26 protein-coding genes are annotated in these 23,942 nt (G+C 70.6%); 13 read left to right on the top strand and 13 right to left on the bottom strand.

Features of this window, described 5'->3' with window-relative positions; translation table 11 throughout:
- Nucleotides 1-93: 93 nt before the first annotated feature.
- Both SB754_RS04090 and SB754_RS04085 read left to right on the top strand, forming a co-directional pair.
- Nucleotides 94-582: an SHOCT domain-containing protein gene (locus tag SB754_RS04090; protein ID WP_410781078.1), complete on the top strand. Its 489-nt coding sequence runs from the start codon at nucleotides 94-96 to the stop codon at nucleotides 580-582.
- Between the two features lie 86 nt (nucleotides 583-668).
- On the top strand, nucleotides 669-1,922 hold the full coding sequence (locus SB754_RS04085) for an AI-2E family transporter (protein ID WP_410781077.1): 1,254 nt from the start codon (nucleotides 669-671) through the stop codon (nucleotides 1,920-1,922).
- Between the two features lie 7 nt (nucleotides 1,923-1,929).
- On the opposite strand, the gene SB754_RS04080 is transcribed toward SB754_RS04085, so the two are convergent.
- Nucleotides 1,930-3,018, bottom strand: coding sequence for an ATP-binding protein (locus SB754_RS04080; RefSeq protein ID WP_410781076.1), 1,089 nt, complete (start codon nucleotides 3,016-3,018; stop codon nucleotides 1,930-1,932).
- 223 nt (nucleotides 3,019-3,241) lie between these two features.
- Between SB754_RS04080 and SB754_RS04075 the strand changes: the two genes are divergently transcribed.
- Nucleotides 3,242-4,642, top strand: a complete 1,401-nt coding sequence (locus tag SB754_RS04075; RefSeq protein WP_410781075.1) for a DUF2252 domain-containing protein — start codon at nucleotides 3,242-3,244, stop codon at nucleotides 4,640-4,642.
- Between the two features lie 22 nt (nucleotides 4,643-4,664).
- On the opposite strand, the gene SB754_RS04070 is transcribed toward SB754_RS04075, so the two are convergent.
- Nucleotides 4,665-5,450 carry an alpha/beta fold hydrolase gene (locus SB754_RS04070; protein ID WP_410781074.1) on the bottom strand — a complete coding sequence of 262 codons (786 nt, stop codon included), beginning with the start codon at nucleotides 5,448-5,450 and terminating at the stop codon, nucleotides 4,665-4,667.
- A complete protein-coding gene (locus tag SB754_RS04065; RefSeq protein WP_410781073.1) occupies nucleotides 5,447-6,286 on the bottom strand; it encodes an ABC transporter ATP-binding protein in 840 nt (279 codons plus the stop codon). Before SB754_RS04065 ends, SB754_RS04070 begins: the two co-directional genes overlap by 4 nt.
- Before the next feature lie 97 nt (nucleotides 6,287-6,383).
- Between SB754_RS04065 and SB754_RS04060 the strand changes: the two genes are divergently transcribed.
- Genes SB754_RS04060 through SB754_RS04040 form a run of 5 tightly spaced genes read left to right on the top strand, consistent with a single transcriptional unit; the run spans nucleotide 6,384 to nucleotide 10,167 of the window.
- Nucleotides 6,384-7,013 (top strand): hypothetical protein, encoded by a 630-nt coding sequence (locus SB754_RS04060; protein WP_410781072.1) that lies wholly within the window; start codon nucleotides 6,384-6,386, stop codon nucleotides 7,011-7,013.
- Complete coding sequence (locus SB754_RS04055) at nucleotides 7,000-7,353, top strand: hypothetical protein (protein WP_410781071.1); 354 nt, start codon at nucleotides 7,000-7,002, stop codon at nucleotides 7,351-7,353. Before SB754_RS04060 ends, SB754_RS04055 begins: the two co-directional genes overlap by 14 nt.
- A 9-nt stretch (nucleotides 7,354-7,362) precedes the next feature.
- Nucleotides 7,363-8,283: a hypothetical protein gene (locus SB754_RS04050; RefSeq protein WP_410781070.1), complete on the top strand. Its 921-nt coding sequence runs from the start codon at nucleotides 7,363-7,365 to the stop codon at nucleotides 8,281-8,283.
- Entirely contained in the window at nucleotides 8,280-9,467 is a 1,188-nt protein-coding gene (locus SB754_RS04045; RefSeq protein ID WP_410781069.1) for an OmpA family protein, read from the top strand. Before SB754_RS04050 ends, SB754_RS04045 begins: the two co-directional genes overlap by 4 nt.
- Before the next feature lie 52 nt (nucleotides 9,468-9,519).
- A complete protein-coding gene (locus tag SB754_RS04040) occupies nucleotides 9,520-10,167 on the top strand; it encodes an NADPH-dependent F420 reductase (protein ID WP_410781068.1) in 648 nt (215 codons plus the stop codon).
- A gap of 16 nt (nucleotides 10,168-10,183) precedes the next feature.
- On the opposite strand, the gene SB754_RS04035 is transcribed toward SB754_RS04040, so the two are convergent.
- Nucleotides 10,184-10,477 carry a hypothetical protein gene (locus SB754_RS04035; RefSeq protein ID WP_410781067.1) on the bottom strand — a complete coding sequence of 98 codons (294 nt, stop codon included), beginning with the start codon at nucleotides 10,475-10,477 and terminating at the stop codon, nucleotides 10,184-10,186.
- Between the two features lie 121 nt (nucleotides 10,478-10,598).
- Between SB754_RS04035 and SB754_RS04030 the strand changes: the two genes are divergently transcribed.
- The gene (locus SB754_RS04030) at nucleotides 10,599-13,157 is read left to right on the top strand and encodes an ATP-binding protein (protein ID WP_410781066.1); all 2,559 of its coding nucleotides are present in this window, start codon (nucleotides 10,599-10,601) and stop codon (nucleotides 13,155-13,157) included.
- 133 nt (nucleotides 13,158-13,290) lie between these two features.
- Here SB754_RS04030 and SB754_RS04025 read toward each other — a convergent pair whose 3' ends face one another.
- Nucleotides 13,291-13,557, bottom strand: coding sequence for a hypothetical protein (locus SB754_RS04025; protein WP_410781065.1), 267 nt, complete (start codon nucleotides 13,555-13,557; stop codon nucleotides 13,291-13,293).
- 139 nt (nucleotides 13,558-13,696) lie between these two features.
- Entirely contained in the window at nucleotides 13,697-14,011 is a 315-nt protein-coding gene (locus SB754_RS04020; protein WP_410781064.1) for a hypothetical protein, read from the bottom strand.
- A gap of 124 nt (nucleotides 14,012-14,135) precedes the next feature.
- Between SB754_RS04020 and SB754_RS04015 the strand changes: the two genes are divergently transcribed.
- Entirely contained in the window at nucleotides 14,136-14,393 is a 258-nt protein-coding gene (locus SB754_RS04015; protein WP_410781063.1) for a hypothetical protein, read from the top strand.
- Between the two features lie 37 nt (nucleotides 14,394-14,430).
- Here SB754_RS04015 and SB754_RS04010 read toward each other — a convergent pair whose 3' ends face one another.
- Nucleotides 14,431-15,192, bottom strand: coding sequence for an EAL domain-containing protein (locus SB754_RS04010; protein ID WP_410781062.1), 762 nt, complete (start codon nucleotides 15,190-15,192; stop codon nucleotides 14,431-14,433).
- Nucleotides 15,193-15,301: 109 nt separating this feature from the next.
- Entirely contained in the window at nucleotides 15,302-15,505 is a 204-nt protein-coding gene (locus SB754_RS04005) for a hypothetical protein (RefSeq protein ID WP_410781061.1), read from the bottom strand.
- 257 nt (nucleotides 15,506-15,762) lie between these two features.
- On the opposite strand from SB754_RS04005, the gene SB754_RS04000 reads away from it, so the two are divergent.
- Nucleotides 15,763-17,238: an MFS transporter gene (locus tag SB754_RS04000; protein WP_410781060.1), complete on the top strand. Its 1,476-nt coding sequence runs from the start codon at nucleotides 15,763-15,765 to the stop codon at nucleotides 17,236-17,238.
- 23 nt (nucleotides 17,239-17,261) lie between these two features.
- On the opposite strand, the gene SB754_RS03995 is transcribed toward SB754_RS04000, so the two are convergent.
- The 4 genes from SB754_RS03995 to SB754_RS03980 are packed head-to-tail and all read right to left on the bottom strand — an operon-like array spanning nucleotide 17,262 to nucleotide 19,706.
- The gene (locus SB754_RS03995) at nucleotides 17,262-17,855 is read right to left on the bottom strand and encodes a YdeI/OmpD-associated family protein (protein ID WP_410781059.1); all 594 of its coding nucleotides are present in this window, start codon (nucleotides 17,853-17,855) and stop codon (nucleotides 17,262-17,264) included.
- A gap of 50 nt (nucleotides 17,856-17,905) precedes the next feature.
- Complete coding sequence (locus SB754_RS03990) at nucleotides 17,906-18,199, bottom strand: hypothetical protein (protein ID WP_410781058.1); 294 nt, start codon at nucleotides 18,197-18,199, stop codon at nucleotides 17,906-17,908.
- 21 nt (nucleotides 18,200-18,220) lie between these two features.
- Nucleotides 18,221-18,529 carry a hypothetical protein gene (locus SB754_RS03985; protein WP_410781057.1) on the bottom strand — a complete coding sequence of 103 codons (309 nt, stop codon included), beginning with the start codon at nucleotides 18,527-18,529 and terminating at the stop codon, nucleotides 18,221-18,223.
- The gene (locus SB754_RS03980) at nucleotides 18,486-19,706 is read right to left on the bottom strand and encodes a glutamate--cysteine ligase (RefSeq protein WP_410781056.1); all 1,221 of its coding nucleotides are present in this window, start codon (nucleotides 19,704-19,706) and stop codon (nucleotides 18,486-18,488) included. The genes SB754_RS03985 and SB754_RS03980 overlap by 44 nt, the downstream gene beginning before the upstream one ends.
- A 169-nt stretch (nucleotides 19,707-19,875) precedes the next feature.
- Here SB754_RS03980 and SB754_RS03975 point away from each other — a divergent pair, with 169 nt between their 5' ends.
- The gene (locus SB754_RS03975; RefSeq protein ID WP_410781055.1) at nucleotides 19,876-21,657 is read left to right on the top strand and encodes an N-acetylglutaminylglutamine amidotransferase; all 1,782 of its coding nucleotides are present in this window, start codon (nucleotides 19,876-19,878) and stop codon (nucleotides 21,655-21,657) included.
- An 11-nt stretch (nucleotides 21,658-21,668) separates the two neighbouring features.
- Here the strand turns inward: SB754_RS03975 and SB754_RS03970 are convergent, their stop codons facing one another.
- Nucleotides 21,669-22,124 carry a cytochrome c oxidase subunit 4 gene (locus SB754_RS03970; protein ID WP_410781054.1) on the bottom strand — a complete coding sequence of 152 codons (456 nt, stop codon included), beginning with the start codon at nucleotides 22,122-22,124 and terminating at the stop codon, nucleotides 21,669-21,671.
- Nucleotides 22,125-22,220: 96 nt separating this feature from the next.
- Here SB754_RS03970 and ctaD point away from each other — a divergent pair, with 96 nt between their 5' ends.
- Nucleotides 22,221-23,918 (top strand): cytochrome c oxidase subunit I, encoded by a 1,698-nt coding sequence (gene ctaD / locus SB754_RS03965; RefSeq protein WP_410781053.1) that lies wholly within the window; start codon nucleotides 22,221-22,223, stop codon nucleotides 23,916-23,918.
- Nucleotides 23,919-23,942 lie beyond the last annotated feature (24 nt).

Raw genomic sequence — 23,942 nt, 5'->3', positions numbered from 1 at the left:
ACGCGAAATACGGTCTAGCCGTGCGAACTCCGGCCGCGTTACTCTCACCGCACATCCAGACATGCGAGCTGGAGTCGAGAGGGGAATCCCATCATGGACTGGAGCAACTTCTGGAGCGTCATCTGGCTCTTCTTCTGGAGCTTCGCCTTCGTGGCCTATCTGTTCGCGCTCTTCGCCATCATCAGTGACCTGTTCCGCGACCACAAGCTGAACGGCTGGTGGAAGGCGCTGTGGATCATCTTCCTGATCTTCGTGCCCTTCCTCACCGCACTCGTCTACCTCATCGCGCGCGGACCGGGGATGGCCGAACGCAACCAGCGCGAGGCGCGGCAGGTGCAGTCCGCGACCGACGACTACATCCGCCAGGTGGCGGCGTCGAGCCCGGCCGACGAGATCGCCAAGGCCAAGTCCCTGCTCGACTCCGGAGCCATCACCCCGGAGGAGTTCGCGCACCTGAAGGCGCACGCGCTCTCCGGAGCGCACCCGGGGTCGACCGGAGCACCGGCGGCATCGTCCGCCGCCCCCGGCGCAACCGCGCCGACGGTCGCACCGACCGTTCCCCCGGCAGCCCCCACCGTGTGACGCGCCCGCCGGAGCGCCGCACGGACCCATCTCCCGCGCGGCGCTCCGGCACCGGCACGGCCCACGCTCGATCGGGAGGCACCACCATGACCGACGACGCCACAGGATCGGCTCCGTCCGCCGCGCCCGTCGCAGCACCCGGTCGGCGAGGGATCTGGCCGTTCCGCCGCCGCACTCGCACCCGCGCAGAGGAGACGCCGCCCGCCGGCCCGGACGCCGAGAGCTCCGCGGGCGTCGGCATCAGCCGCGGCCTGTCGATCCTGCTGATCCTGGCGGCCTCCGTGGTGGTCGCATTCGGGATGGGCGCGATCGCCGGCATCCTGGCCCCGACCCTGCTCGCTCTTGTCCTGACGATCTGCGCCCAGCCGGTGCGGGTCTGGCTGGAACGGCACGGCACCCCCTCCGGCGTCGCTACCGGAGCGGTGGCGCTCACGGTGTTCGCCCTCCTCGCCGGATTCATCGGCCTGCTGATCGTCGCCATGGCGCAGTTCATCGGGATGCTCCCGCAGTACAAGCCGCAGCTGCAGCAGTTCGGGGACCAGCTCGCCCAGTGGGCGGAGACGATCGGTCTCGGTCCGCAGCAGGTCCAGCAGATCAAGGCCGGCTTCGACCCGTCCCAGTTCGTCGGGTTCTTCTCGGGCCTCCTGGGCAGCGCGCTGAGTCTGACGGCCTTCCTCGTGGTCGTGCTGACCATGCTGATCCTCATGCCGGCCGACGCGGCCTACACGCCGACACTCCTGAAGCAGCTCGAACCGGCGCGGCCGAACCTGGTCTTCGCGCTGAGCAGCTTCGGGCACGGCGTCCGGCGCTACATGGTGGTCACCACCGTGCTCGGGCTCGTCCAGGGCGTGATCAACGGGCTGGCACTGTGGGTTCTCGGCGTCCCTGCCGCACTCCTCTGGGCGATCCTGTCGTTCCTGTGCAGCTTCATCCCGAACGTCGGCTACTTCCTCGCTCTGATCCCGCCCCTGGTCTTCGGCTTCCTGACCGGAGGGTGGCCGACGGTCATCGCGATCATCGTCATCTACGGCGTCGTCAACGCGATCGTGCAGTCGGTCATCCAGCCGAAGGTGGTCGGCAACGCGGTCGCCCTGAGCCAGACGCTGACGTTCTTCGCGGTGCTGTTCTGGGCGGTGGTCCTCGGTCCGATCGGGGCCATCCTCGCCATCCCGATCACGTTGCTGGTGCGTGCGGTGCTCGTCGACGCCGACCCGCGGTCCCGGCTGTGGCGGCCCTATATCGGCGACCTGCGTCACACCCGCGAGCTGATGAAGGAGGATGCCGCGCTCAGGAAGGCGCAGCGGCAGGAGGCGAAGGGCCGGCCGACGGGGAGTCGGTAGACGGTGCTCAGGCCGTCCGCGCCTCGACCGTGAGGTCGCTCCCGCCCTCCACCGTGAGGCGCCGGCCCATCCGGACCAGCTGCGGCTCGTCCGTGAAGGTCCCCGCGAACAGCGCCTCCCCCTTGCGGAACGACGGCGACTGCTCCAGCAGCTGATGCGGCACGAAGCCGAACACGTCGGCCAGCTCCGCCAGGTCACGCGGTGAGTTCATCCGCATCAGCCCCAGATTGTCGCACTGCGAGAGCACGTTGGGATGGATCTTCGTCGGCCGCTGTGTCGAGAGGAACAGCCACAGGCCGAACTTGCGCCCCTCCGCGGCTATCTGGATGAGCTGCTCCGTCAGCTGCGCCTCCACCGTCGACCGCGGCACGGGCGGACAGAAGTTGTGCGCCTCGTCGATGACGATCAGGACGGGACGCCGCTCCATCCGCCGATCCCACAGGTCCTCCAGGATGCCCAGCGCCGCCGCCTGCGGCTCCCCCGGGTGCGAGAACCCGCCGAGGTCCAGCACGACCGCCCGGGGGCGCTCCTGCACGACCGTGGAGGCCGACGAACCGCCGAACGCCCAGAGCGGCCACTCCAGGATGCCGAGGTTGTCGATGCGCAGGCCGAGGCGGCGGTGCGCGGAGTCCGCCGAGGTGGTCAGCATCGGCAGGAAGGTCTCGCGGGAGGCCATGGCCGGCCCGGGGTCGAGATGGAGCAGGGCGTTGAACTCCTCCTCGTCGGCGATCGGGTCGAGGCGCGCCACCGACCCCTTGGACCGGACGCTGAGGTCGACGTAGCGGATCCTGAGCTGCGGCTCCCGGGGCGTGCTGGAGTGGAACACCCGGATGCCGAGGTCCGCCCAGCGCGCCGCATCCACCGCATCCACGTCGTCCCGGGTGCGGGTCAGCTCGGTGAAGTCCGCGTTCGGGTCGAAGACGGCGATCGGCAGCTCGGTGTTCAGCAGCAACTGCTCGAGGACCACGCCGAGCGCGTAGGTCTTACCGGAGCCGCTCTGGCCGCACCAGAAGGTGTGCCGGTTGAAGCGGGCCCCGTCGATCACGGCCGGGCGGTCCGGCGCCTCCACCATCGTGCCCACGGTCAACGGGATCATCGCGGTCTCCTCACGCACGGCCGTCCGGCCCGTGTGCGGCCGATGCTAGCGGCGCCGCACCCTCCGCGGACAGGCCCGACCTGCGACCGCGCCGTCCTCGCGCCCGTGCTCGATCCATCCGTGCATTCTGCATACCCTAGCGGTCTCGCGCAGACCTATGATGAGCGCGTCCGCACCCCCCGCCACACCGCGGGAGGCGGATCCCTCCTGGAAGGGGACGCGCATGACTCTGGATGTCACGGAGGCCGGCGAGCGCACGGAGACGCCGCTCACCCCGGCAGAACTGTTCGAAGCGGGCCGGGCCGCCCGCCGTCTCCTCCCGCGCTCGGCGCAGGCGGACTACTCGCCATCGCCCGGCCGCGACCCGATCGGGATACTGCGGGCGCAGCACGAGAACCGCCTGCAGAACCTGATCGACCTCCGGGTGGAGCGGATGAGCGCCGACGCCTTCGCGTTCTACCGGGGGACGGCCGCGATCCAGGTGGCCGACCTGGCGACCGCTCCCAGCACGGGAGCGGAGGTGGTGATCTGCGGGGACGCGCACCTGTCGAACTTCGGCATGTACCGGTCGCCGGAGGACGCCATGGTGTTCGACATCAACGACTTCGACGAGTCGACCGTCGGGCCGTGGGAGTGGGACGTGAAGCGGCTGCTGGCCAGCGTGGTCCTCGCCGGGCGATCCCTCGGCCTCCCCGCCGAGCAGACCCGCCGGATCACCGAGGAGACGGCCGGCGCCTATCGCGACTTTCTCCGGCAGGCCCTCGAGATGCCCATCATCCCGCGGTACTTCACACCGATGGCCGTGCAGCGCGCTTCCGGGCGCCGGATACTCAGCGACGACACGTGGCGGCTGATCGATCAGGTGACCAAGGCGTCGCGCAAGCGGACGAGCGACCGGGTGGGACGGAAGATCCTGGAGACGAACGAGGACGGGACGCTGCGATTCGTGGAGCGTCCGCCCGTGCTCACCCGCGCGGAGCCCGAGATCCAGGCGCTCGCGCTCGGCGCGTACGAGCGGTACCGCGCATCCCTGCCGCCCAACACCGCGCTGCTCGCCTCCCAGTTGACGCTCGACGACGTCGCCCGGAGAGTGGTCGGAGTGGGCAGCGTCGGCACGCGCTGCTTCGTCATCGCCCTGCGCGGACCGGTCGGTGAGGTGGTGCTGCTGCAGCTGAAGGAGGCGGAGCCCTCGGTCGTCGAACGCTTCGGCGGGGTCGCGGCGCTGCCGGGGTACCTCGACCTCAGCCTCCTGCCGGACGAGCAGGGCTACCGCGTGGTGTCCTGCCAGCGCATCCTGCAGGCGGTGTCGGACCCGTTCCTGGGGTTCCTGCGGGTGGAGGGGTTCGCCTTCTACATGCGCCGCTTCCGCAACCGGAACGCCTCCTTCGACATCCCGACGATGAACCCGTCGCAGTTCTCCGACTACGCCCGCACCTGCGGAGCGGTGCTCGCGCGGGCGCACGCCCGCTCGCCGAAGGCGGCATTCGTGTCGGGGTATCTGGGCTCCGGGCCGACGTTCCTGCGGGCGTCCGCCGAGTGGGCGACCCGGTATGCCGACCAGGCGGAGGCGGATTACGCCGAGTTCGTCGGAGCGGCCGGCGACGGCGCGTTCGCGGTCGCCTGAACCCGGCTGCCGGCCGCCGGGATCAGGTGCGGGCGCGCTGTCCCTCGGGCAGCAGGAAGGCACGCACCGCCTCCTCCACCTCGCGGGTGTCGAGGTGGAGGCCGTGGCGCGCTTCGAACTCGGCCAGCGTCGCGTGCGGGATGCGGTCCGCGAGGAGGTGCGCGTGCGACACCGGGGTGAGCGCGTCGTGGCTGCCGTGGACGACCAGCGTCTGGGAGCGGATGCGGTCGAGCACCGCCGACCCGTCGTGGTCCCTGCTCGCGGCGAAGTGCCCGCGCAGCGCGGGCCGGGAGGCGACGCGCGTGAAGAAGCCGTCGACCTCCGCCGGGTGGGAGGACGCCCAGGCGTCGTCGAAGAACAGCGGGAGCATCCGCTCCCTGTCGCCGCTCAGCAGGTCGGCGACCGCCGACGGGTCGCGACGTGCGGCGCTCCGGTCGCCGGAGGTGGTGGCGATCAGGGTGAGCCGGCGCACCCGCTCGGGATGGTCGGCGGCCAGCCACTGCGCCACCCGGCCGCCCATGGAGTGCCCGACGACATGCGCGGCCGCGATCCCCGCCGCGTCGAGCACGGACACCGCGTCCTCCGCGAAGAGGCGCGTGGAGTAGTCGGCGGGGTCGCCGAGCCCGCTCTCTCCGATGCCGCGGTGGTCGTACACCACGACCCGGAAGTCGCGCGCGAGGGCGTCCGCGAACGGACCCCAGCCGTGCATCCCGGTCGCCTGCCCGGCGATCAGCAGCACCGGCACGCCGACGCCGTGCTCCTCGAAGGCGATCGACGTGCCGTCGTCGGCCATCGCGAACTCCGTCATCTGCCCTCGCCCTGCGCTACGGCGGCGATCGGCCGCTCGCGCACCGCCCGTGCGCTCCAGCGGCCCTCGGCCTTCTCGACCCGGATGCGGTGCTCGAACGCGCGCGTCACCGTGTCGGTGGTGATCACGTCGTCGATATCGCCGCTGGCGACCGTGCGACCGTGTGCGATGAGCAGCGCGTGGGTCGTCGTCTCCGGCAGCTCCTCCAGGTGGTGCGTCACCAGCACGGAGGCCAGCTCGGGAGCAGTGTGCGCCAGGGAGTCGATCGTCTCCAGCAGCTGCTCGCGCGCGGCGACGTCGAGGCCGGTGGTCGGCTCGTCGAGAAGCAGCAGCCGCGGCGCGGAGATCAGGGCCCGCGCGACCAGCGCCCGGCCGCGCTCCCCCTGCGAGAGGGTCGGCCAGCGGGCGCCCAGACGGTCGTCCAGCCCGACCGAGTGGATGAGGTCCCGGGCACGGCGCTCGTCCGCCGGCTCCGCCTGCCAGCGCATGGGAGGCTCCAGGGTGCCGGTGATCCCGGTCAGGACGACCTCCATGACGGTGAGCGGCGAGCGCACCGGGTGGCGCGGGTTCACATGGCCGATGTGCCGACGGAGCTCCTGCAGCTCGACCCGCCCGAGCCTGCTGCCCAGCACGTCGACCGTGCCGGAGGTCGGAAAGGCCAACGCTCCGCAGAAGCCGAGGACGGTGGACTTGCCCGCGCCGTTCGGTCCGAGGAGCGCCCAGTGCTCCCCCGCCCGGACGGCCAGGTCGATGCCGTCGAGGATGTGCGTGCCGTCACGCCGGAAGGTGACGTCCCGCAGTTCGAGCACGGTGCCGGCGGTCTCGTTCTGGGTCACCGATTCACCCTATCCGGGGTCACGGTTGGGTCACGTTCGGGCTTCCTTCGACATTCACCTAGGGGACGCACAGAACCGCTCCCTACGCTCGCCCCCTATGACGACGCAGCCGCTCCGACTGGGGCCCTTCGCCCGACGCCGCCTGTCCAGGGCCGCGCTGCGCGACGCTGCGGCGGTGCACGACAGGGATGCGTCGTCGCAGGAGGCCTCGACGCCCACGGTGGCCGGCCTCCAGGCCAGGGCGGACGGGTTCGCCCGCCGCGAGGAGGAGCGCTTCTTCCGGCACATGCGACGCGAGCTCACCGAGCACCGCGTCGTCACGGCCGCGCTGCGCGCGGACCTCGACGCGTACGAGGAGCGGCTGGACCGGCTCCCCGACGCAGACCGCTATCGGCTGCACGAGGGCAGCGGTCCGGCCGTCGAGGAGCTGCGGAGGCTGGAGCGCCGTATCCGAAGCGCGCACCGCCGCTCCGACCAGCTGAGCGCACTCATCAACGCGCGCTTCACGACGGCGCAACTGCGGGCGGCCCGGATGTTCGACCGTTCGGACGAGAAAGCCGCCGTCTACTGGGGCGCCCTGCGCAACGCGACCTCCGGCCGGGTGGGGCCGCACCCGCCGGTGCTCCGCCGCGCCGGCTGGCTCACCTCGCGGAGCACGGCCGTCGACGCGCTGCACCCCATCGCCCCTCACGAGGCCGACCACAGGAGGACCGATGCCCCGGCGTGAACGACTGAAGGACTACCGCGTGCCGCGGACCGGTGGCCTGCGCCGCCGGCTGCTGTGGCGCCTGCGCCGCATGCGGCACGCCGTCGATGTGGAGACGCTGGAGGTCTTCGAGCACGAGCTCGCGGCGTTCGAGCGCGCCGGAGTCGCCGACCTGGAGCGGCAGCGCACGCGCAACGTCGCCGCAGCGTCCGCACGCGTTGCGGAGGCCCAGGCCCGCGAGGAGCTGATCCGGCGGGCCCTGGCACGCGCGGAGGACGACATCCGCCGCGCCGACCTCGACGTCGAACGGCTGGACGCGAAGCTCGCCGCCCAGGATCCCGACTTCCACACCTACGCCTGAGAGGACGCCATGGCTCGCGATATCGTCACCCGCCCTCCCCGACTGCGCCCGCGGGTCGGGCACGTCTCCCCGTTCGCCCACGCGATGGTCTACGTGCTGCTCGCCGCCATGATCGCCGTCGATTACATCCTGCTCGCCCAGGCGCTCACGCTGCTGCTCCGGAACGACAGCCAGTACGGCTCGATCGGCCTGCAGATGTACATCATCACGCTCGGCATCTCGCTGGCGGTGGTCACCCTCCCGCACGTCATCGCCATCCTGCTCCGGCGCGTGCAGGCCGGGGTGATGTCGCGCCGCTGGATTGCGACCTCCATCGTTCTCGGACTCGTCTGGGCGGCCATCCTGGCCGGCGTGACGATAGCCCGGATCAAGGCCGGAATCGACGCCCAGAGCGCCGGAGGCCTGACCGGGCTGGTCGGCGGATCGCAGACCGCTGCGCCCGCCGGGTTCTCGTGGACCGCCCCCGACACGATCATGGCCTTCCTCATGCTCGGCGTGCTCACCACCTCCGGCGCCGTCAGCTTCGTGGTCGCCTGGCTCACCACGCGTCCGCTCCTGACCGCGGCCGAGAAGGCGCACGCCCACGCCGCGCGGCTCCGGGTGCACCGCGATCGCCTGCTCGGGGAGGCCGCCGCCGCCCAGGAGCGGATGCGGTCGGCGCTGCAGCTCGACACCCACGACGCCATCCGGTACACCGGGGCCCGGGTGATCTTCCACTCCCGGATGGACGTGGTCCGCGCCCAGCTCGCCACACGGCTGGCGCAGCGGGAGCGCGACCCGGAGAGCACCAGCCAGATCATCCGCGAGCTGCGGTCCCGCCGCAGCCTGGAGGGGCCGGACCTGACCCCGCCGCTGCCGCCGGGAGGGGCGGGCACGCCGTCCACACCGTCCGCGCCAGGCGCGCCCGGCGCGACCGGGGGCATCCAGTGACCCGCACGCGCTCCCGTCTGCTGGCCGCCGCCGCGGCCATCGTCGCCGTCTGCGCCGGCCTGACCGCGTGCACTCCGGCGACCGCGTCCGGCGAAGCGTGCGACCAGTCGCACAAGCGCAACCTCGGTGTCGTGGCGGGGAGCACGGCCAACGCCCCGGTGGTCGCACTTCCGGCGTCCGCCTCCTCCCAGCTCGCCGCCGCGGGCAAGACCAACGGCAGCGTGACGGTCGTCGTGCCGTCCGGCACCCCGCAGGTGATGGGCACGACGGCGCTCGGCTCGTCGGCGCAGGACGCCATCGTCTGCCAGAACGACCAGCGCACCAAGCTCGCGGCCGTCACCTCCTACATCGACGGCTTGAAGGCCTCCGCACCGGAGGTCGACTTCCTCAGCGCGATCGACCAGGCCGCCCGAGACCTCGGCAGCGACCCGATGGGCGTCATCGTCGTCGGCAGCGGCCTCCAGACGACCGACCCGCTCAACTTCGCCGGGACCGGACTGCTCTACGCCGACCCGGCCCAGGTCGTCTCCGACCTGACCGCGCGCAACCTGCTCCCGACCGATCTGAAGGGCGTCACGGTGTACTGGTCGGGGATGGGCGACGTCGCCGGCGCGCAGCAGCCGCTGACGGTCCCCGCCCGCAGCAATCTCGAGGCCATCTGGTCGGCCGTCGTGAAGGCCGCGGGCGGCACGCTCTCGCTCCTGCCGGAGCCCGCGTCCGGGAATGCAGCGGCGGGGCTGCCTGCGGTCACGCCCGTCAGCGTGGAGGCCGTCGCGACGAAGACCGACTGGTCGCATCCCGTCGTCATCCGCAACAGCGACCTGCTGTTCACCAAGGACACAGCCGACTTCTCCGACCCGGCCGCCGCCCAGAAGGTGCTCGCCACCCTCGTGCCGGCCATCCTGCAGAACGGCAAGCCGGTGACCGTCACCGGGACCGCCTCCAAGGATCAGGCCACGGACAACACCGCGGACACCGCGCTCTCCCTGCGCCGGGCGGAGGCCGTCACGACGGCGCTCGTCGGGCTCGGCGTGCCGGCGTCGCTGCTGCAGACCGCGGGGGTCGGGTTCCAGTGGTGCGGCTGGAAGAGCGAGACGGACGCGAGCGGGAAGTACTCCGACGCGCTGGCCGAGCAGAACCGCACGGTCATCCTGACCTCGGCGGGCGTCGACCTGTGCGGCTGATCCGCTGAGAGAGGGCGGGAATGGGCATGCGACCGGCGCTGTTCCCCACCCCATGACGACTATCGGACTCATCGGATCAGGACACATCGGCTCCCAGCTCGCGCGCCTCGCGGTCGCCAACGGCTACGACGTGGTGCTCAGCAACTCCCGGGGCCCCGCGACCCTCCAGACGCTCGTGGAGGAACTGGGCGAGCACGCCAGTGCGTCGACCCCCGCAGAGGCCGCGGCCGCGGGTGACATCGTCGTCGTCACCACTCCGCTCGCGGCGGAGGCCACGCTGCCGGTCGAGGAGCTCGCCGGCAAGATCGTGATCGACACCAACAACTACTACCCGCACCGGGACGGTCACATCGCCGAACTCGACGACGAATCCACCACGGTGGCGGAGCGTCTGCAGAAGGTGCTTCCGCAGTCGCACGTCGTGAAGGCGTTCAACCACATCGGCGCCGCCGAACTGACCAGCCAGAGCCTCCCGGCCGGCACACCCGGCCGTCGCGCGCTGATCGTCGCCGGCGACGACGCCGGAGCGCGGGAGCGCGTCGCCGCCCTCATCGACCAGTTCGGCTTCGACGCGGTCGACGTCGGCGAGCTGGCCGAAGGCTGGCGCGCGCAGCGCGACACCCCGGCCTACGTGCGCCGCTACGACGCCGACGGGCTCCGCGAGGCGCTCGCCGCGGCCAAGCGCTACCGCGACATGTGAGCGGAGGCGGTGGGGCTCACGCCGCGGACTCCGCGGGGATGAGCTCCGCCGCCGGAGACGCGGTCGCTGCGGGCCGCGCGTCATCGGCCGCCGCGGCCGCCCGGGACGACAGGTAGCTCCCGCTCACGAAGGCGATCGTTCCGAAGAGCAGGGCGACGAGGAGGTCGGCCCACTCGGTGCTGGTCAGGTGCTGCAGCAGCCCTCCCGGCCCCTCGGCGGCGTCCGCTGCATCGGGCGCCAGGAGCAGTCCGAGAGCCATCGCGCAGACCGCGGCGGAGAATCCAAGGACGTACCAGGCGATTTCTTTCACCTCCCTAGCAAACATCCCCGGACCGAGCGGGGATAGAGCCTTGCGCGGCAGGCCCGACAGGTGATACAAAACCGCCGCCATCCCTGTACATTTCCACACGAACGCAACACAATGACGTTACATGAGCACCCCTCATGTCATTCGGACGCCGGACCAGCGGCTCCGGATCTTCGTCTCCTCCACGCTGCAGGAGCTCGCCGACGAGCGCCGGGCAGCACGGACCGCCATCGAGCGCCTCCACCTCGCACCCGTGATGTTCGAACTCGGCGCCCGGCCGCATCCTCCCCGAGACCTCTACCGGGCGTACCTGGAGCAGAGCGACGTTTTTGTCGGCCTCTACTGGGAGCGCTATGGCTGGGTCGCCCCGGAGGAGGAGGTGTCCGGTCTCGAGGACGAGTACAACCTCTGCCCGCCCGACCTCCCCCGCCTGCTCTACGTGAAGAGCCCGGCGCCCGGTCGCGAGCCGAAGCTGGCGACCCTGCTCGCCCGCATCCGTGACGACGACCGCGCGGCCTACAAGTACTTCGAGACGCCCCGGGAACTCGCGCAGCTCCTCCAGAACGACCTGGCCATCCTGCTCGCCGAGCGCTTCGACCAGAGCCGTGCGCTCGTCACGGCCGACGTCGCGAGCGACGGCGACCGCGTCGTCGAGCCGGTCCGCCTCCCGATGCCCTTGACTGCTCTGGTCGGTCGCGACGACGACATCGCGGCGATCGCCGACCGCTTCGCCCGCGGGACGCGCTTCGTCACCCTTGCGGGGCCGGGCGGGATCGGCAAGAGCCGGCTCGCGATCGCTGCGGCGCGCGCCGCCGCGCAGGACTTCGACGACGGCGCGGTCTTCGTCGACCTCTCGGCCGTCCACGACCCGCAGCGCGTGCCGAACCGGATCGCCCAGGCACTTGGCGTACGCGACACCGGTGACGCGCCCATCCTGGACAACCTGGTGACGGCGCTGCGCGACCGCCGCATCCTGCTGGTGCTCGACAACTTCGAGCAGATCCTGGATGCCGCCCCGATGCTGACCGGGCTGCTCGCGGCGGTCCCCGGGCTCTCGCTCCTGGTCACCAGCCGCGCCCTGCTCCGGGTCAGCGCCGAGCAGAGCTACGAGGTCGGACCGCTGGCCGAAGACTCCGCGGTGAGCCTCTTCGTGGAGCGCGCGCACGCGGTGAAGCCCGACTTCGAGATCACGCCGGAGAACGCCGCGGCCGTCGCGCGGGTGTGCGCCGCTCTCGACGGCGCGCCGCTCGCGATCGAGTTGGCCGCCGCGCGCATCCGGGTGCTCTCCCCCGCCGAGCTGCTCGACCGCCTGGACCGCCGCCTGTCGGTGCTCGTCGGCGGCTCGCGCGACCTCCCGGAGCGGCAGCAGACCATCCGGCGCACCATCGAATGGAGCACGCAGCTCCTCACCGCGGACCAGCGGACGCTGCTGTCACGGCTCGGCGTCTTCGAGGGCGGGTTCACCCTGGAGGCCGCGGAGTCGGTCGGTGCGGAGGGCGGCGCCGCAGACGTGCTCAGCGACCTGGCCGTCCTCGTCGACTCCAGCCTGGTCTCCCAGCACGACAGCGAGGACCGGCCCCGCTTCACCATGCAGGCGATCGTCCGCGAGTACGCGCGGGAACAGCTGCAGACCGACGGCGAGCTGCAGAGCGCCCGGGATGCACACGCGCGGTTCTTCATCGACCTCAGCGCCCGGGCCCGGCTCCCGTTGAAAACCGGCGGCCAGCGCGAGTGGCTGCAGCGGCTCGGCGACGAGCGCGACAACCTCCGCGCCGCCGAACGCTACCTGCTCGACGGGCGCGACTGGGACCGCGCGGCCCAGCTCGCCTTCAACCTGTTCCTCTACTTCTGGGTGATCGGCCTGCTCGGCGAAGTCCGCACCTGGATGGACGAACCCCTCGAATCGGGCGACGCGCTGCACGACCGCACCCGGGCCATCGCCCTCTACTTCACGAGGACGATCCGGTTCTGGAAGGACCCGGACGGACGCGTCGCGGCCGACCTCCAGGAGAGCTCCGACCTGTTCCGGCAGTGCGCCGACCGCTCCGGTGAGGCCATGGCGATGATCTCGCTCGCGCTCGCGCTGCTGGCCGGCGAGCGGCCGGACACAGCGCGGGCCCAGGAGGTGATGGACCGCAGCCTCACCCTCTTCCGCGAGACGGACGACGTCTGGGGCGAGGCCATGGCGCTGGTGCTCCTCGGCCGGGTCGCGCTGCTCGAGCAGTCACTCCGGACCGCCTTCGACCGGTTCGACGAGTCGCTGGCGCTCACCCAGCGGAGCGGAGATGCGGTCGGTGGCCGCATCGCCGCTTACCACCTGGGCTGGGCGCACCTTCTGCTCGGGTCGCCCGAGGACGCGCGCAAGGACTTCATGCTCAGCGTGACGCTCTCGACCTCCCTCGGCCACATCGAGGGGATCGCGTACGGGCTGGAGGGGCTGGCGGCGGTCGGGGCTCTGGCCGGGGATGTGGAACGGGCCGGCCGGCTGGCCGGGGCGGCGCACGCCCTGCGGGAGCGGTCGGGCACGCACAACGGGCCGACGTTCACCTTCCATCAGCGCTACCTGGACCGTCTGGCCGCGGCGACGCAGCCGGGGCGGCTGGCAGCCGCCGTGGCGGAAGGGCGGGACCTCACGGTGGAGCAGGCGGTGGCGGAGGCGCTGGCGGAGCCGTCGCTCAGCTGAGATGCCGGGGTTCTTCGCGGCCTCCGGTGGCCTCTGCCGGTTTAAACGGTGGAACCCCGGCACCAGAACGGTGCCGGGGTTCCTCCAGAGCCCGGTGGGCGCACCCGAAACGCCGGCCGGGGGGTTCGGGGGATCAGGCGATGAGCGCGTGCTCCGTCTGCTGCTCGGCCGGCGCCGGAGCGACCCAGGCGCCGTAGACGGCCACGCGTGCGGACTCGAGCGTCCCGTAGACGCCCAGCTCGCGGCCGGTGCAGTCGGTGGCGACGAAACCGTCGTGGTTGCGGTCCACCATGCCCACGTACGAAGTCGGCGTGGAGGCCACCCACAGCGCCTCCGCCGGCGAGTGCCAGGAGACGTACTCGGTGGGGAGATCGATGATGTCGGCGAGCTGCTCGGCCATGGTTCTTTCCTTACTTCTCAATCCGTCGCGGGTCATGTCGGTGACCTAGTTAGATGATCGAACTACCCGTCCGGTGAAGCAAGAAAATCGGGGGGCCTTGTTTTCCCCAAATCGTTCCGCTATAAGCGCTGGCCCGGCGTCATCGCTGGCCCGGAGGACGCATCTCCGACTCCTCCATGACGATCATTCCGGAAGCCCTGCTACCGGTCTGGATCATGGCCTCGATCCAGTCCTTGTTGAGCGTCGGGACCTTGGATCCCGAGAAGAAGATGTGCAGGGGGACGCCGTTGTCGACCCAGATGGTGTGCCGGCCGCTGCCCAGCTCGGCGGCGACCGGCCAGGTGAGGAAGAAGTTCTCGCCACGGCGCAGCTTCGTGCTGATCGCGATCTGCATGTGGAACAGGAGACGGTCGTCCAGTTCATAACTTTCGCCGTCGTAGCGGAGAGTGCCCACGGATGCCTTTCAATGTCTGAGAGCCGCGCCATCGGCGCTGCGTTCGAGCTTATACGCCGGAATACGGGTGTATCGTGACCGCGCGATAGTGTTCTACAGCACGCGAACGGAAAGGATCCACCACATGATCGTTCACCGCCTCACGGTCGACGGAAAGGACTACTTCCTTCCCGATCCGGTGAACGACCTGCGCGGGAAGATCCTCGAGGCCGTCCGGGCCGGCGGCGGCTACGTCACCATCCCGCCGCTGCGCGGTGGGCCCGGCGTCGATGTGCTGTTCTCCCCCGGGATGCCCGTCACGTGGGCGCAGATCGAGGTCGATCCTCCCGCTGCGCGCCAGGAGGAGCCGCGGGTCGACATCGACTCGTTCGACGCGCTCTGAGGGGCGCGCTCTGAGGGGCGCGCTCTGAGCGGCGTGCTCAGGCGCGGTTGCGGTACCAGCTGATCAGGTCCTTCGCCGGCTGCGGCTTCGCGATCCAGTAGCCCTGAGCGCGGTCGCAGCCTGCTGCGGCCAGGCGGTCGAGCTGGTCGCGCCGCTCGACGCCCTCGCCGACGACGCGGAGCCCGCGCTGGTGGGCCTCCGTGATGATCTGCGCAACCTCGTGGACCCGCCCGTCCGCCTGCACCAGGCTCTTGTCGAGCTTCAACTCCGTGGCGTGGAGCGCCTCCACCCGGGCGAACGACGAGTGACCGGTGCCGAAGTCGTCCACCGAGATCGTCACACCGGCGGCGGCCAGCGCCTCCAATGGCCCGGCCACCCGCTCCGGGTGGGCGATGCTCTCACTCTCGGTCACTTCGACGATCAGCGTCGCTGGATCGCAGCGGCCGGTGGCGAACGCCCCCTCGAACATGTCGTACAGCGACGGGTCCTCCAGCTGTGTCGCCGAGACGTTCACCGCGATGTCGATCGCGGAGCCCGCGATGTAGTCGGCGGTCACGTCGGCGATGATGCGCGCCGTCAGCAGCGGCAGCAGCCCCGCCTTCTGGGCGATGTCGACGAACACCTCTGGCGAGATCGCGCCACGATCGGGATGCGTCCAGCGGGCCAGCGCCTCCACGCCCACCATCGAGCCATCGAGGACGTCGATCTGCGGCTGATACGCGGCCACGACGTGGCGCTGCGCCAGCGCGATCTCCAGATCGCGGGCGAAGTCCTCGAGGGTTCCGTCCACCAACGTCATCCCCCCGATGCTCCACACACCTGGGAGGGTTGTCAACTTTTCGGGGTACCCCTTGCGGTCGGGGCGGTTCTCCCGCTAGCGCCCCCGGTGTCGCCGGGTGGCGCTCCCGCTAGCGCGCCCGGCGTCGCCGATGGCGCGCACCCCCCGCGATCCCCAGGCACGTCGCCGCTGCCGCCCCCGCGACACCGGCGACCACCAGATCGACCGCCTGCACGGCAGGCTCGATCGCGCTCCCGGCCGGCGCGATCCCCAGCACGATCGCTGCGAGTGCGATCGCCGTGGCGAATGCGCCGGCGGATGACAGTCCGTTCATGGCCGTTCCCCTCCTAGGCCTTACGCGGGTACCCTAGCGCCCCTTCCGCCCCCCGGGACTCCCCCACCCTCCGTCTTCACCGAATCGTCACCTCCCGTTCCGCTCCTCCTCCCCCCACCGTCGAGTCCGCACTATTTGCACGCGCCACGCCGTGCGGGCGTGCAGAAATCGTGTACTCGACGGTGGGCGGAGGTGGGGGCGAGACGGTGGGCGGAGGTGGGGGCGAGACGGGAGGCGGACCGGCGTACGGTGTCGGCGTGACCCACCTCTCCCCCGGCCCCACAGCGGCGGACAGCGGTGACGCCCAGCGCCGCCGCGGCCCCGCCTTCGCCGTATGCATCGCGGTCGGGGCGCTCACCATCCTCGACCTGTCGGGGGTCAACGTCGCGCTCCCGTCCATCCAGCGCTCGCTGCACGCGGACTCGACGCAGCTGCAGCTGATCGTGGCCGGGTACGCGCTCGCTTTCGGGCTGTCGCTCATCCCGTCGGGGCGGCTGGGCGACACGCGCTCACGGCGTGCGATGTTCGTCATCGGCCTGATCGGCTTCAGCGTGGCGAGTGCCCTGTGCGCGCTGGCTCCGGGGATCGTCTGGCTGACGGTGACGCGGTTCTTGCAGGGCGCGGCCGCCGGCGTGCAGATGCCCCAGGTGCTCGGGATGATCCAGCAGCTGTACCGCGGCGAGGAGCGCGGGAGGGCGTTCGGCGTCTTCGGGGCGATGGTGGGCATCGCCACCGCGATCGGCCCGACCCTGGCCGGCTCGCTCATCGCTCTGGGCGGTCCCACCGACGGCTGGCGCCTCCTGTTCTGGTTCAACGTGCCCTGTGGAGCGATCGCGCTGTTCTTCGCCCTCCGCTTCCTTCCCCGCGACCAGCACCGCGGCGAGGGAGGCACGGAGCTCGACCCCGTCGGGCTGGGGCTGCTCGCGGTCGCCATTATCGGGCTGATGCTGCCGTTCCTCCTGACGACGGGCTCGTCGACGGACGACCCGCTCCGCTGGCTCTGGCTGATCGCCTTCGCCGTCGCCGGTGTCGCCTTCCTGTTCTGGGAGCGGGCGTACCGCAAGCGCGGGCTCTCGCCGATCGTGCACCTGGAACTGTTCGGGACGGCGTCGTACCGGAACGGCATCCTGATCGCGACGGTCTATTTCGCGGGGCTCCCCGCGAGTTTCCTGGTGACCACGCTGTTCCTCCAGGAGGGCCTGCACGCGCAGCCGCTCGCGGCCGGCCTGGTGAGTGTCCCGTTCGCGCTGGGCGCTGCCGTGTCGGCGTTCATCGGGGGGAGGCTGGTGCAGCGGTTCGGCCGAGCACTGGTCGTGGTGGGCCTGATCGTGGTGATCGTCGGCATCGGCGCACTGCTGGCCTCCGCGACGCTGGCGCCTCCTTCCGCAGCCGAGTGGTTCATGGCGGGGTCGACGCTGATCGGAGGCCTCGGCGGCGGACTGGTCATCTCACCGAACCAGACGCTGACGCTGTCGGAGGTGCCGCCCGAGGAGGGCAGCGCGGCCGGGTCGATCGCCCAGCTCGGGCAGCGGATCGGCACGGCGGTCGGTGTCGCCCTGGTGACGGCGGTGTTCTTCGCCACCGTCCCGGGCGGTGGGTCGCACCCGGTGAGCGAGTACCACGCGGCGGTCCGCGGCGGTTACCTCGTCACGCTGGCACTGCTCGCGGTCGCGCTCGTGGTGGGCCTCGTCGATCTGCGGGAGCGCCACCGCGCGGGCAAGCGCGGGGTCTGACCGAAGCCGTCAGGCCGGAGAGGTCACTGCGGGTAGGGCGTCTCGCCGCGCTCCAGCATCCCGACGAGCTTGGCCAGGCGGTTCGCACGGCTGGTCGCACTGGGTGCGGTGACGATCCGGTGCAGGACGGCGTACCGGTTCTGCCCGTTCAGTCGCTCGAAGGTCTCGGTCGCGGCGGGCGAGGCCGCCAGCGCAGCCGCGAGGTCGTCGGGCACCTGGATCGTCGCCGACCCGGCGTAGGCGCGCTCCCAGCGGCCGTCGGCCTTGGCGCGCTCGATCTCGGCATGTCCGGAGGGCCGCATTCGCCCCTCCTGGATGAGCGCCTCGACCAAGCGGATGTTGCGCTCCGACCAGAGCGACGACGTCCGCCGCGGCGTATAGCGCTGCAGGAACGTCGCCGCGTCCCGGGATCGGCGCTGGCCGTCGATCCACCCGCTGCACAGCGCCTCGATGACCGCCTGGTCGTAGGTCAGGCTGGTCGGCTCCGTCGTGCCCTTCTTGGCGAGGACGAGCCAGACGCCGTCCGGCTCCGTCTCGTGCTCGTCGAGCCAGGCGCGCCACGCCGCCTGGTCGGCGACCACGAGCGGTTCGGGTGCGGGGCGGGAGGTGTCGGCCATGGGTCGATCGTAGGGCCCACCTCCGACGCACGCAGCAGCATGGACGCAGGCTAGCGGCGCACCTCGGAGGTCGCCCCCGGTTCCAGGTCGCGCGACGGTCCGGCGTGCTGCACGGCGCGCCGGCGGCGTCCCCGGACGAACCCGATCGCGATCAGCAGCACGCCGATCCCGAGCAGGATCGCCGCCCCCACGGTGAAGCCGACGTTCCAGGCGACGTACTGTGCGCTGTCGTTCCGGCCCGGCGTCTCCACGCCGAACCGGGTGAGGCAGACCACCCCCGCGACGACCAGGATCGCTCCGACGATGTAGAACACCACCGCACGTCCTCCGTTGTAGATTGCCATGTCGTTCTCCTTCCGAACCTGTCACGCCTGGACGTCGTGCTCACGCCGACCCGCGCGGAAGCCGCCGACGATGGCGAGGCGTCCGCTGAGCATCACCTCGTTCACCAGGTCGCCGAGGCACTGGTCGCACAGCGCAGGCCACTCCCTCACGTAGATGGAGTAGTCGCGCTCGTCCCTGATCCGGAACTCGACCCGGTCGGTCCCCGAGAAGAACAGGGAGATGTCGATGTACGGGAACTCCGGCAGTGTGTTCTCCAGGACCGCGCGCACATGCGCCAGCGTGAAGTCATCGACGGGATAGCTGAAGTCCCTGATCTCGAGCACTCCCACGTCCGGCCACCTCCTCCCCTGTCCGCTGCCGGTCGGCGAGAACGGCGGCGTCGGCGAGAGCGGCGTCGGCGAGAGCGGCGACGGACCCCGAGGAGCGCTGGTGCACCCGGAGAGCCTCGCGGACGACATCGCCGGGGTCGCCGCTGCGGGCGAACGCCCGGCGCTGCATGGTGGACCCGGTGCGGCGCGCGAGGATCGTGCTCAGCCCGCTCCGGACCACCTCCCCGTCTCCGGCATCGTCCGCGCTGTCGGCGATGTGCAGGAACAGCTCACGCACCGCCTCCCGTGCCGGGACCGGCCGCATCCGGACGGGATGCAGCAGCTCCGCACCCACGCCGCACAGCGCGGCCTTCCAGGACGCGAGACGGATCAGCGTCGCGGGGACGTCGCACGGCTTCAGTCCCGCCTGCCATTCCCGGGCCGCCGTCTCGACGAGCGCGCGCACGACGGCGGCGATCGTCACCGCATCCCCCGGGTCCTGACAGACGTCGGCGACCCGGACCTCCACGGTGGGATGCGTGCGCGACAGCCGCGCGTCGAGGTACAGCATCCCCTGGTCTACGATCACGCCAGTGGACAGCAGACCCTCCTCGAACTCCCGGTACGCGTCCACGGAGCCGAAGACCTCGGTCGGTCCGCTCCCGGGCCAGCGGTTCCAGGCCTCGAAGCGGAAGCTCTCGTACCCCGTGTCCTCGCCGTCCACGACCGCGGAGTTCGCGCTCAGGGCGACCAGCAGCGGCAGCCAGGTGCGGATCCGGTCGAGCACTCCGACGCCCTCCTCCGGCGAATCCACCGAGACGTGCACATGGAGCCCGCAGGTCAGCGAGGTCCGCGCCGTGCGGCCGTACCGCTCCATGAAACCCAGGTAGCGCGCGGTCTCGGACGGATGGGGCCGGGACGGAAGCGGTGATGCCGCGAGCGCGACGGCATGGGCGCCGAAGCGCGCGGCCTCGGCCTCCGCTCGCGCGCGGCCCGCGAAGACCTCCTCGAGCAATCTCGCGGAGGTCTCGTGCGGCCGCGAGATGACTTCGATCATCTCCTGCTGGATCTCGCGTGCGAGCTGTGGCCCACCGGCATCCCTCTGCTCGGCGCCGCCCAGCACCGACTCCGCGACCGGAGCCGTCCGTCCGTCGTCGTCGACGAGGAGGAGCTCCTCCTCGACACCGAATGTTCTCATGGCCCGAGCATCGGACGACGCAGACACGGCGTCGCGTGCTTGACGGCGGCGGCCGGCGTGGTATGCCCGCGAGCGCTCCCCCGGAGATGCCCGGCGCGGGACGGTGTCAAGCCCTCTTCCCCGCCTCCATCCGGTGATTGCCTGCCTACCGACTCGAGGAGTGATGGGCGTGTGCGGGATAGCCGGTGAGATCAGATGGCGGGACGACGCGGACGTGGAGGCGGTCGGCAGGATCACAGGAGCGCTCAGTGCTCGGGGACCGGACGGCGACGGCGCCTGGCACGACGGCCGGGTGGCACTGGGCCACCGGCGGCTCCGGATCATCGACCTGTCCGACGCGGGTGCTCAGCCGATGGTCGACGACGAGCGCGGCCTCGTCGTCGTCTTCAACGGCTGCATCTACAACTATCGGGAGCTGCGCGCCGAGTTGTCCGACGGCTACCGGTTCCGCTCCGAGAGCGACACCGAGGTGATCCTCGCCGCCTACGACCGGTGGGGCGACGACTTCGTCGACCGTCTGGTCGGCATGTTCGCCATCGCCCTGTTCGACCGCCACAGGGAGCGGATGCTGCTGATCCGAGACCGGCTGGGCATCAAACCGCTGTACGTCGCGGAGGTCGACGGCGGCGTCCGCTTCGCCTCGACCCTCCCGGCATTGCTGGCCGGCGGCGGGATCGACACGACGATCGACCCGGTCGGGCTGGAGTACTACCTGAGCTGGCATTCGATCGTGCCGGCTCCGCACAGCATCCTCGCCGGGGTGAAGAAGCTGCCGGCCGCGACCATCCGCACGATCGATCTCGACGGCCGCACCCGCGACCGCGTCTACTGGCACCCGGACTACGACCGCGACCCGGCCAAGGCCGACTGGAGCGTGCGGGACTGGCGGGAGGCCATCCACACGTCGCTGCGGACAGCGGTCCAACGCCGGCTCGTCTCGGACGTCCCGGTCGGCGTGCTGCTCTCCGGCGGAGTCGACTCCAGTCTGATCGTGGCTCTGATGGCAGAGTCGGGCCTCGACGGCATCCCGACGTTCAGCATCGGCTTCGACGCGGCCGGCGGCGAGGAAGGCGACGAGTTCGAGTACTCGGATCTGGTCGCCGCGCGGTTCGGCACCGATCACCACCAGCTGCATATCGGTGCGGCGAGCATGCCGTCGTCGATCATGCTGGCGGTGAACGCCATGACGGAGCCGATGACGACACCCGACGTCACGGCGTTCTTCCTGCTCTGCCAGGCGGTCGCCGAGCACGTGACCGTCGTCCAGTCCGGGCAGGGCGCGGACGAGGTCTTCGCCGGCTACCACTACCACCAGCCGGCCGCCCGCGTGCGACGCAGCGACGCGCACCGCGTCTTCACCCGGGCGTTCTCGGAGTACGACCACGAGGAGCTCGCGCAGGTGGTGACTGCCGAACGGCGCCCCTCCGGGGCTGTGGCCGAGCACCTCCTCCAGAAGCACCTCGAGGCTCCAGGGGCGGGGACCGCGCTGGATGCCGTGCTCCGCCTCGACACGCACACCCTCATGGTCGACGACCCGGTGAAGCGCCTCGACTCGATGGCGATGGCCTGGTCCCTGGAGGCCCGGGTGCCGTTCCTCGACCAGGACCTGGTCCAGCTCGCCGCCCAGTGCCCTCCGGAGTTCAAGGCCGACCAGGACGGCAAGGGCATCCTCAAGGACCTGGCGCGCGAGCTCGTGCCCCCGGAGGTCGTCGACCGGCCGAAGGGGTACTTCCCGGTCCCCGGGGTCCGGCACCTCGACGCGTCGATGGTCGCCCTGCTCACGTCCGTGCTCACGTCGCCGCAGGCGCGCACGCGGGGCATCTTCCAGACCGATCACCTGGAGCGGCTGCTCGCCGACCCGAACGGGACCTACGGCCCGGTCGGCGGCAACACCCTCTGGCAGATCGGGCTGCTGGAGCTGTGGCTCCAGCTCCACCACATCCCTGCCTGACCCGGGAAGGGTCAGCGGGCGAACACGCCGCGGTAGTACTCGAAGACGAGGCCGACGATGCTGATGACGGCCGCGACGGCTCCGATGAAGCACAGCCACACCCCGACCGCCAGACCGACGAAGACGAGGCCGGCACTGATGCTCAGGGTCATCGGCCACCAGCTCCACGGGCTGAAGAAGCCCTGCTCGGGGTCGTCGTCATCGATGTTCGCGTCGGTCCGGTCCGAGGGCGGCGTCTCCCCCAGCGCCCGGAGGGAGCGGCGGACGTAGTACGCGATCAGCACCGACAGGATGGCCGCAAGGAACAGAGGGATGGTGCCGGCCCACTCGATGGGGTTGCCCTCGTCTCCGTTCGGGTCCTGGGCGATCCGTTCCTGGTCCCAGAGGATCGTCCACACGGTGTAGACGATCGTCGAGGCAACGAAGAAGCCCGCCAGCAACCACATGATGCGTTCCGTCGTCTTCATGGGGATGAACTAGCACCTGCGTCCGAGCGCAAGTCAAGCCCTCCTGCCGGATGAATCCGCGCGGTTTTCTGGGCGCATCCGAGGAAGGAGAGGCCTATGACCGCGACGGCCACCACGCCGCCCCCGACGACCCAGGAGCGACCGCCGATCCCGAAGGGCGAGCGCATCCTCCGCTGGCTCACGACGACCGATCACAAGACCATCGGCTACCTCTACCTGACCACGTCGTTCGGGTACTTCCTGTTCGGCGGCGTGCTGGCCCTGATGATCCGGGCGGAGCTGTTCCAGCCGGGGCTGGAGGTCTTCCAGACCAAGGAGCAGTACAACCAGGCCTTCACGATGCACGGCACGATCATGCTGCTGATGTTCGCGACGCCGCTGTTCGCCGGGTTCACCAACGTCATCATGCCGCTGCAGATCGGCGCACCGGACGTCGCCTTCCCCCGGCTGAACGCCATCGCCTACTGGTTCTACGCCATCGGATCGGCGATCGTGATGCTGGGCTTCCTCACCCCGCAGGGTGCGGCGTCGTTCGGCTGGACGGGGTACACGCCGCTTTCGTCCAACACCTTCTCGCCCGGCATCGGCGGCCACCTCTGGGTGGTGGGGCTGGCGCTCTCCGGCTTCGGCACCATCCTCGGCGCGGTCAACTTCATCACGACGATCATCACCATGAGGGCCCCCGGAATGACGATGTTCCGGATGCCCATCTTCACCTGGAACACGCTGGTCACGTCCATCCTGGTGCTCATCGCCTTCCCCATCCTCGCCGCAGCGCTGTTCGCCCTGGCAGCGCAGCGGATCTACGGAGCGCACGTCTTCGATCCGGCGAACGGCGGCCCGATCCTCTGGCAGCACCTGTTCTGGTTCTTCGGCCATCCGGAGGTCTACATCATCGCGCTGCCGTTCTTCGGGATCGTGTCGGAGGTGTTCCCGGTGTTCAGCCGGAAGCCGATCTTCGGGTACAAGACGCTCATCTACGCCACCATCGCGATCGGCGCGTACTCGGTCGCTGTGTGGGCGCACCACATGTACGTCACCGGCTCGGTGCTGCTGCCGTTCTTCTCGCTCATGACCGTGCTGATCGCGGTGCCGACCGGAGTGAAGATCTTCAACTGGATCGGGACGATGTGGCGAGGGTCGCTGACCTTCGAGACACCGCTGCTCTGGGCGATCGGCTTCCTGGTGACCTTCACGTTCGGTGGCCTGACCGGCGTCATCCTCGCTTCGCCGCCGCTCGACTTCCACGTTTCCGACACGTACTTCGTCGTCGCGCACTTCCACTACGTGGTGTTCGGGACCGTCGTGTTCGCGATGTTCTCCGGCTTCTACTTCTGGTGGCCGAAGTTCACCGGGAAGATGCTCAACGAACGGCTCGGCAAGTGGAACTTCTGGCTGCTGTTCATCGGCTTCCACACGACGTTCCTCATCCAGCACTGGCTCGGTGTCGTCGGCATGCCCCGGCGCTACGCGGACTACCTTCCCAGTGACGGCTTCGAGTGGATGAACCAGCTCTCGACGGTGGGGGCGGCCATCCTCGCGGTCAGCGTCCTCCCGTTCTTCGTGAACGTCTGGATCACCTGGCGGCACGCGCCGAAGGTGACTGTCAACGACCCGTGGGGCTACGGACGGTCGCTGGAGTGGGCGACCAGCTGCCCGCCTCCCCGCCACAACTTCACGTCGATCCCGCGCATCCGTTCGGAGTCGCCGGCGTTCGACCTGAACCACCCGGAGGCCGGCGTCCCGATCGGCGTCGGCCCCGGCTTCGACCGGCCGGATGCGCCCACCGCATGAGCCTCCTCCCGACATCCCGAACGA

It is taken from the genome of Leifsonia sp. SIMBA_070 (assembly GCF_046534635.1).
In the GTDB taxonomy this organism is placed as follows: Bacteria; Actinomycetota; Actinomycetes; order Actinomycetales; family Microbacteriaceae; genus Leifsonia.
This window is presented reverse-complemented; position numbering and strand designations above follow the sequence as displayed.

Excerpts from the sequence above, each read along its gene's own strand:
- SB754_RS04090 (WP_410781078.1), top strand. The coding sequence starts at position 94 with ATGGACTGGAGCAACTTCTGGAGCGTCATCTGGCTCTTCTTCTGGAGC.
- SB754_RS04085 (WP_410781077.1), top strand. The coding sequence starts at position 669 with ATGACCGACGACGCCACAGGATCGGCTCCGTCCGCCGCGCCCGTCGCA.
- SB754_RS04080 (WP_410781076.1), bottom strand. The coding sequence starts at position 3,018 with ATGATCCCGTTGACCGTGGGCACGATGGTGGAGGCGCCGGACCGCCCG.
- SB754_RS04075 (WP_410781075.1), top strand. The coding sequence starts at position 3,242 with ATGACTCTGGATGTCACGGAGGCCGGCGAGCGCACGGAGACGCCGCTC.
- SB754_RS04070 (WP_410781074.1), bottom strand. The coding sequence starts at position 5,450 with ATGACGGAGTTCGCGATGGCCGACGACGGCACGTCGATCGCCTTCGAG.
- SB754_RS04060 (WP_410781072.1), top strand. The coding sequence starts at position 6,384 with ATGACGACGCAGCCGCTCCGACTGGGGCCCTTCGCCCGACGCCGCCTG.
- SB754_RS04055 (WP_410781071.1), top strand. The coding sequence starts at position 7,000 with ATGCCCCGGCGTGAACGACTGAAGGACTACCGCGTGCCGCGGACCGGT.
- SB754_RS04050 (WP_410781070.1), top strand. The coding sequence starts at position 7,363 with ATGGCTCGCGATATCGTCACCCGCCCTCCCCGACTGCGCCCGCGGGTC.
- SB754_RS04040 (WP_410781068.1), top strand. The coding sequence starts at position 9,520 with ATGACGACTATCGGACTCATCGGATCAGGACACATCGGCTCCCAGCTC.
- SB754_RS04030 (WP_410781066.1), top strand. The coding sequence starts at position 10,599 with ATGAGCACCCCTCATGTCATTCGGACGCCGGACCAGCGGCTCCGGATC.
- SB754_RS04025 (WP_410781065.1), bottom strand. The coding sequence starts at position 13,557 with ATGGCCGAGCAGCTCGCCGACATCATCGATCTCCCCACCGAGTACGTC.
- SB754_RS04015 (WP_410781063.1), top strand. The coding sequence starts at position 14,136 with ATGATCGTTCACCGCCTCACGGTCGACGGAAAGGACTACTTCCTTCCC.
- SB754_RS04010 (WP_410781062.1), bottom strand. The coding sequence starts at position 15,192 with ATGACGTTGGTGGACGGAACCCTCGAGGACTTCGCCCGCGATCTGGAG.
- SB754_RS04005 (WP_410781061.1), bottom strand. The coding sequence starts at position 15,505 with ATGAACGGACTGTCATCCGCCGGCGCATTCGCCACGGCGATCGCACTC.
- SB754_RS03995 (WP_410781059.1), bottom strand. The coding sequence starts at position 17,855 with ATGGCCGACACCTCCCGCCCCGCACCCGAACCGCTCGTGGTCGCCGAC.
- SB754_RS03990 (WP_410781058.1), bottom strand. The coding sequence starts at position 18,199 with ATGGCAATCTACAACGGAGGACGTGCGGTGGTGTTCTACATCGTCGGA.
- SB754_RS03980 (WP_410781056.1), bottom strand. The coding sequence starts at position 19,706 with ATGAGAACATTCGGTGTCGAGGAGGAGCTCCTCCTCGTCGACGACGAC.
- SB754_RS03970 (WP_410781054.1), bottom strand. The coding sequence starts at position 22,124 with ATGAAGACGACGGAACGCATCATGTGGTTGCTGGCGGGCTTCTTCGTT.
- ctaD (WP_410781053.1), top strand. The coding sequence starts at position 22,221 with ATGACCGCGACGGCCACCACGCCGCCCCCGACGACCCAGGAGCGACCG.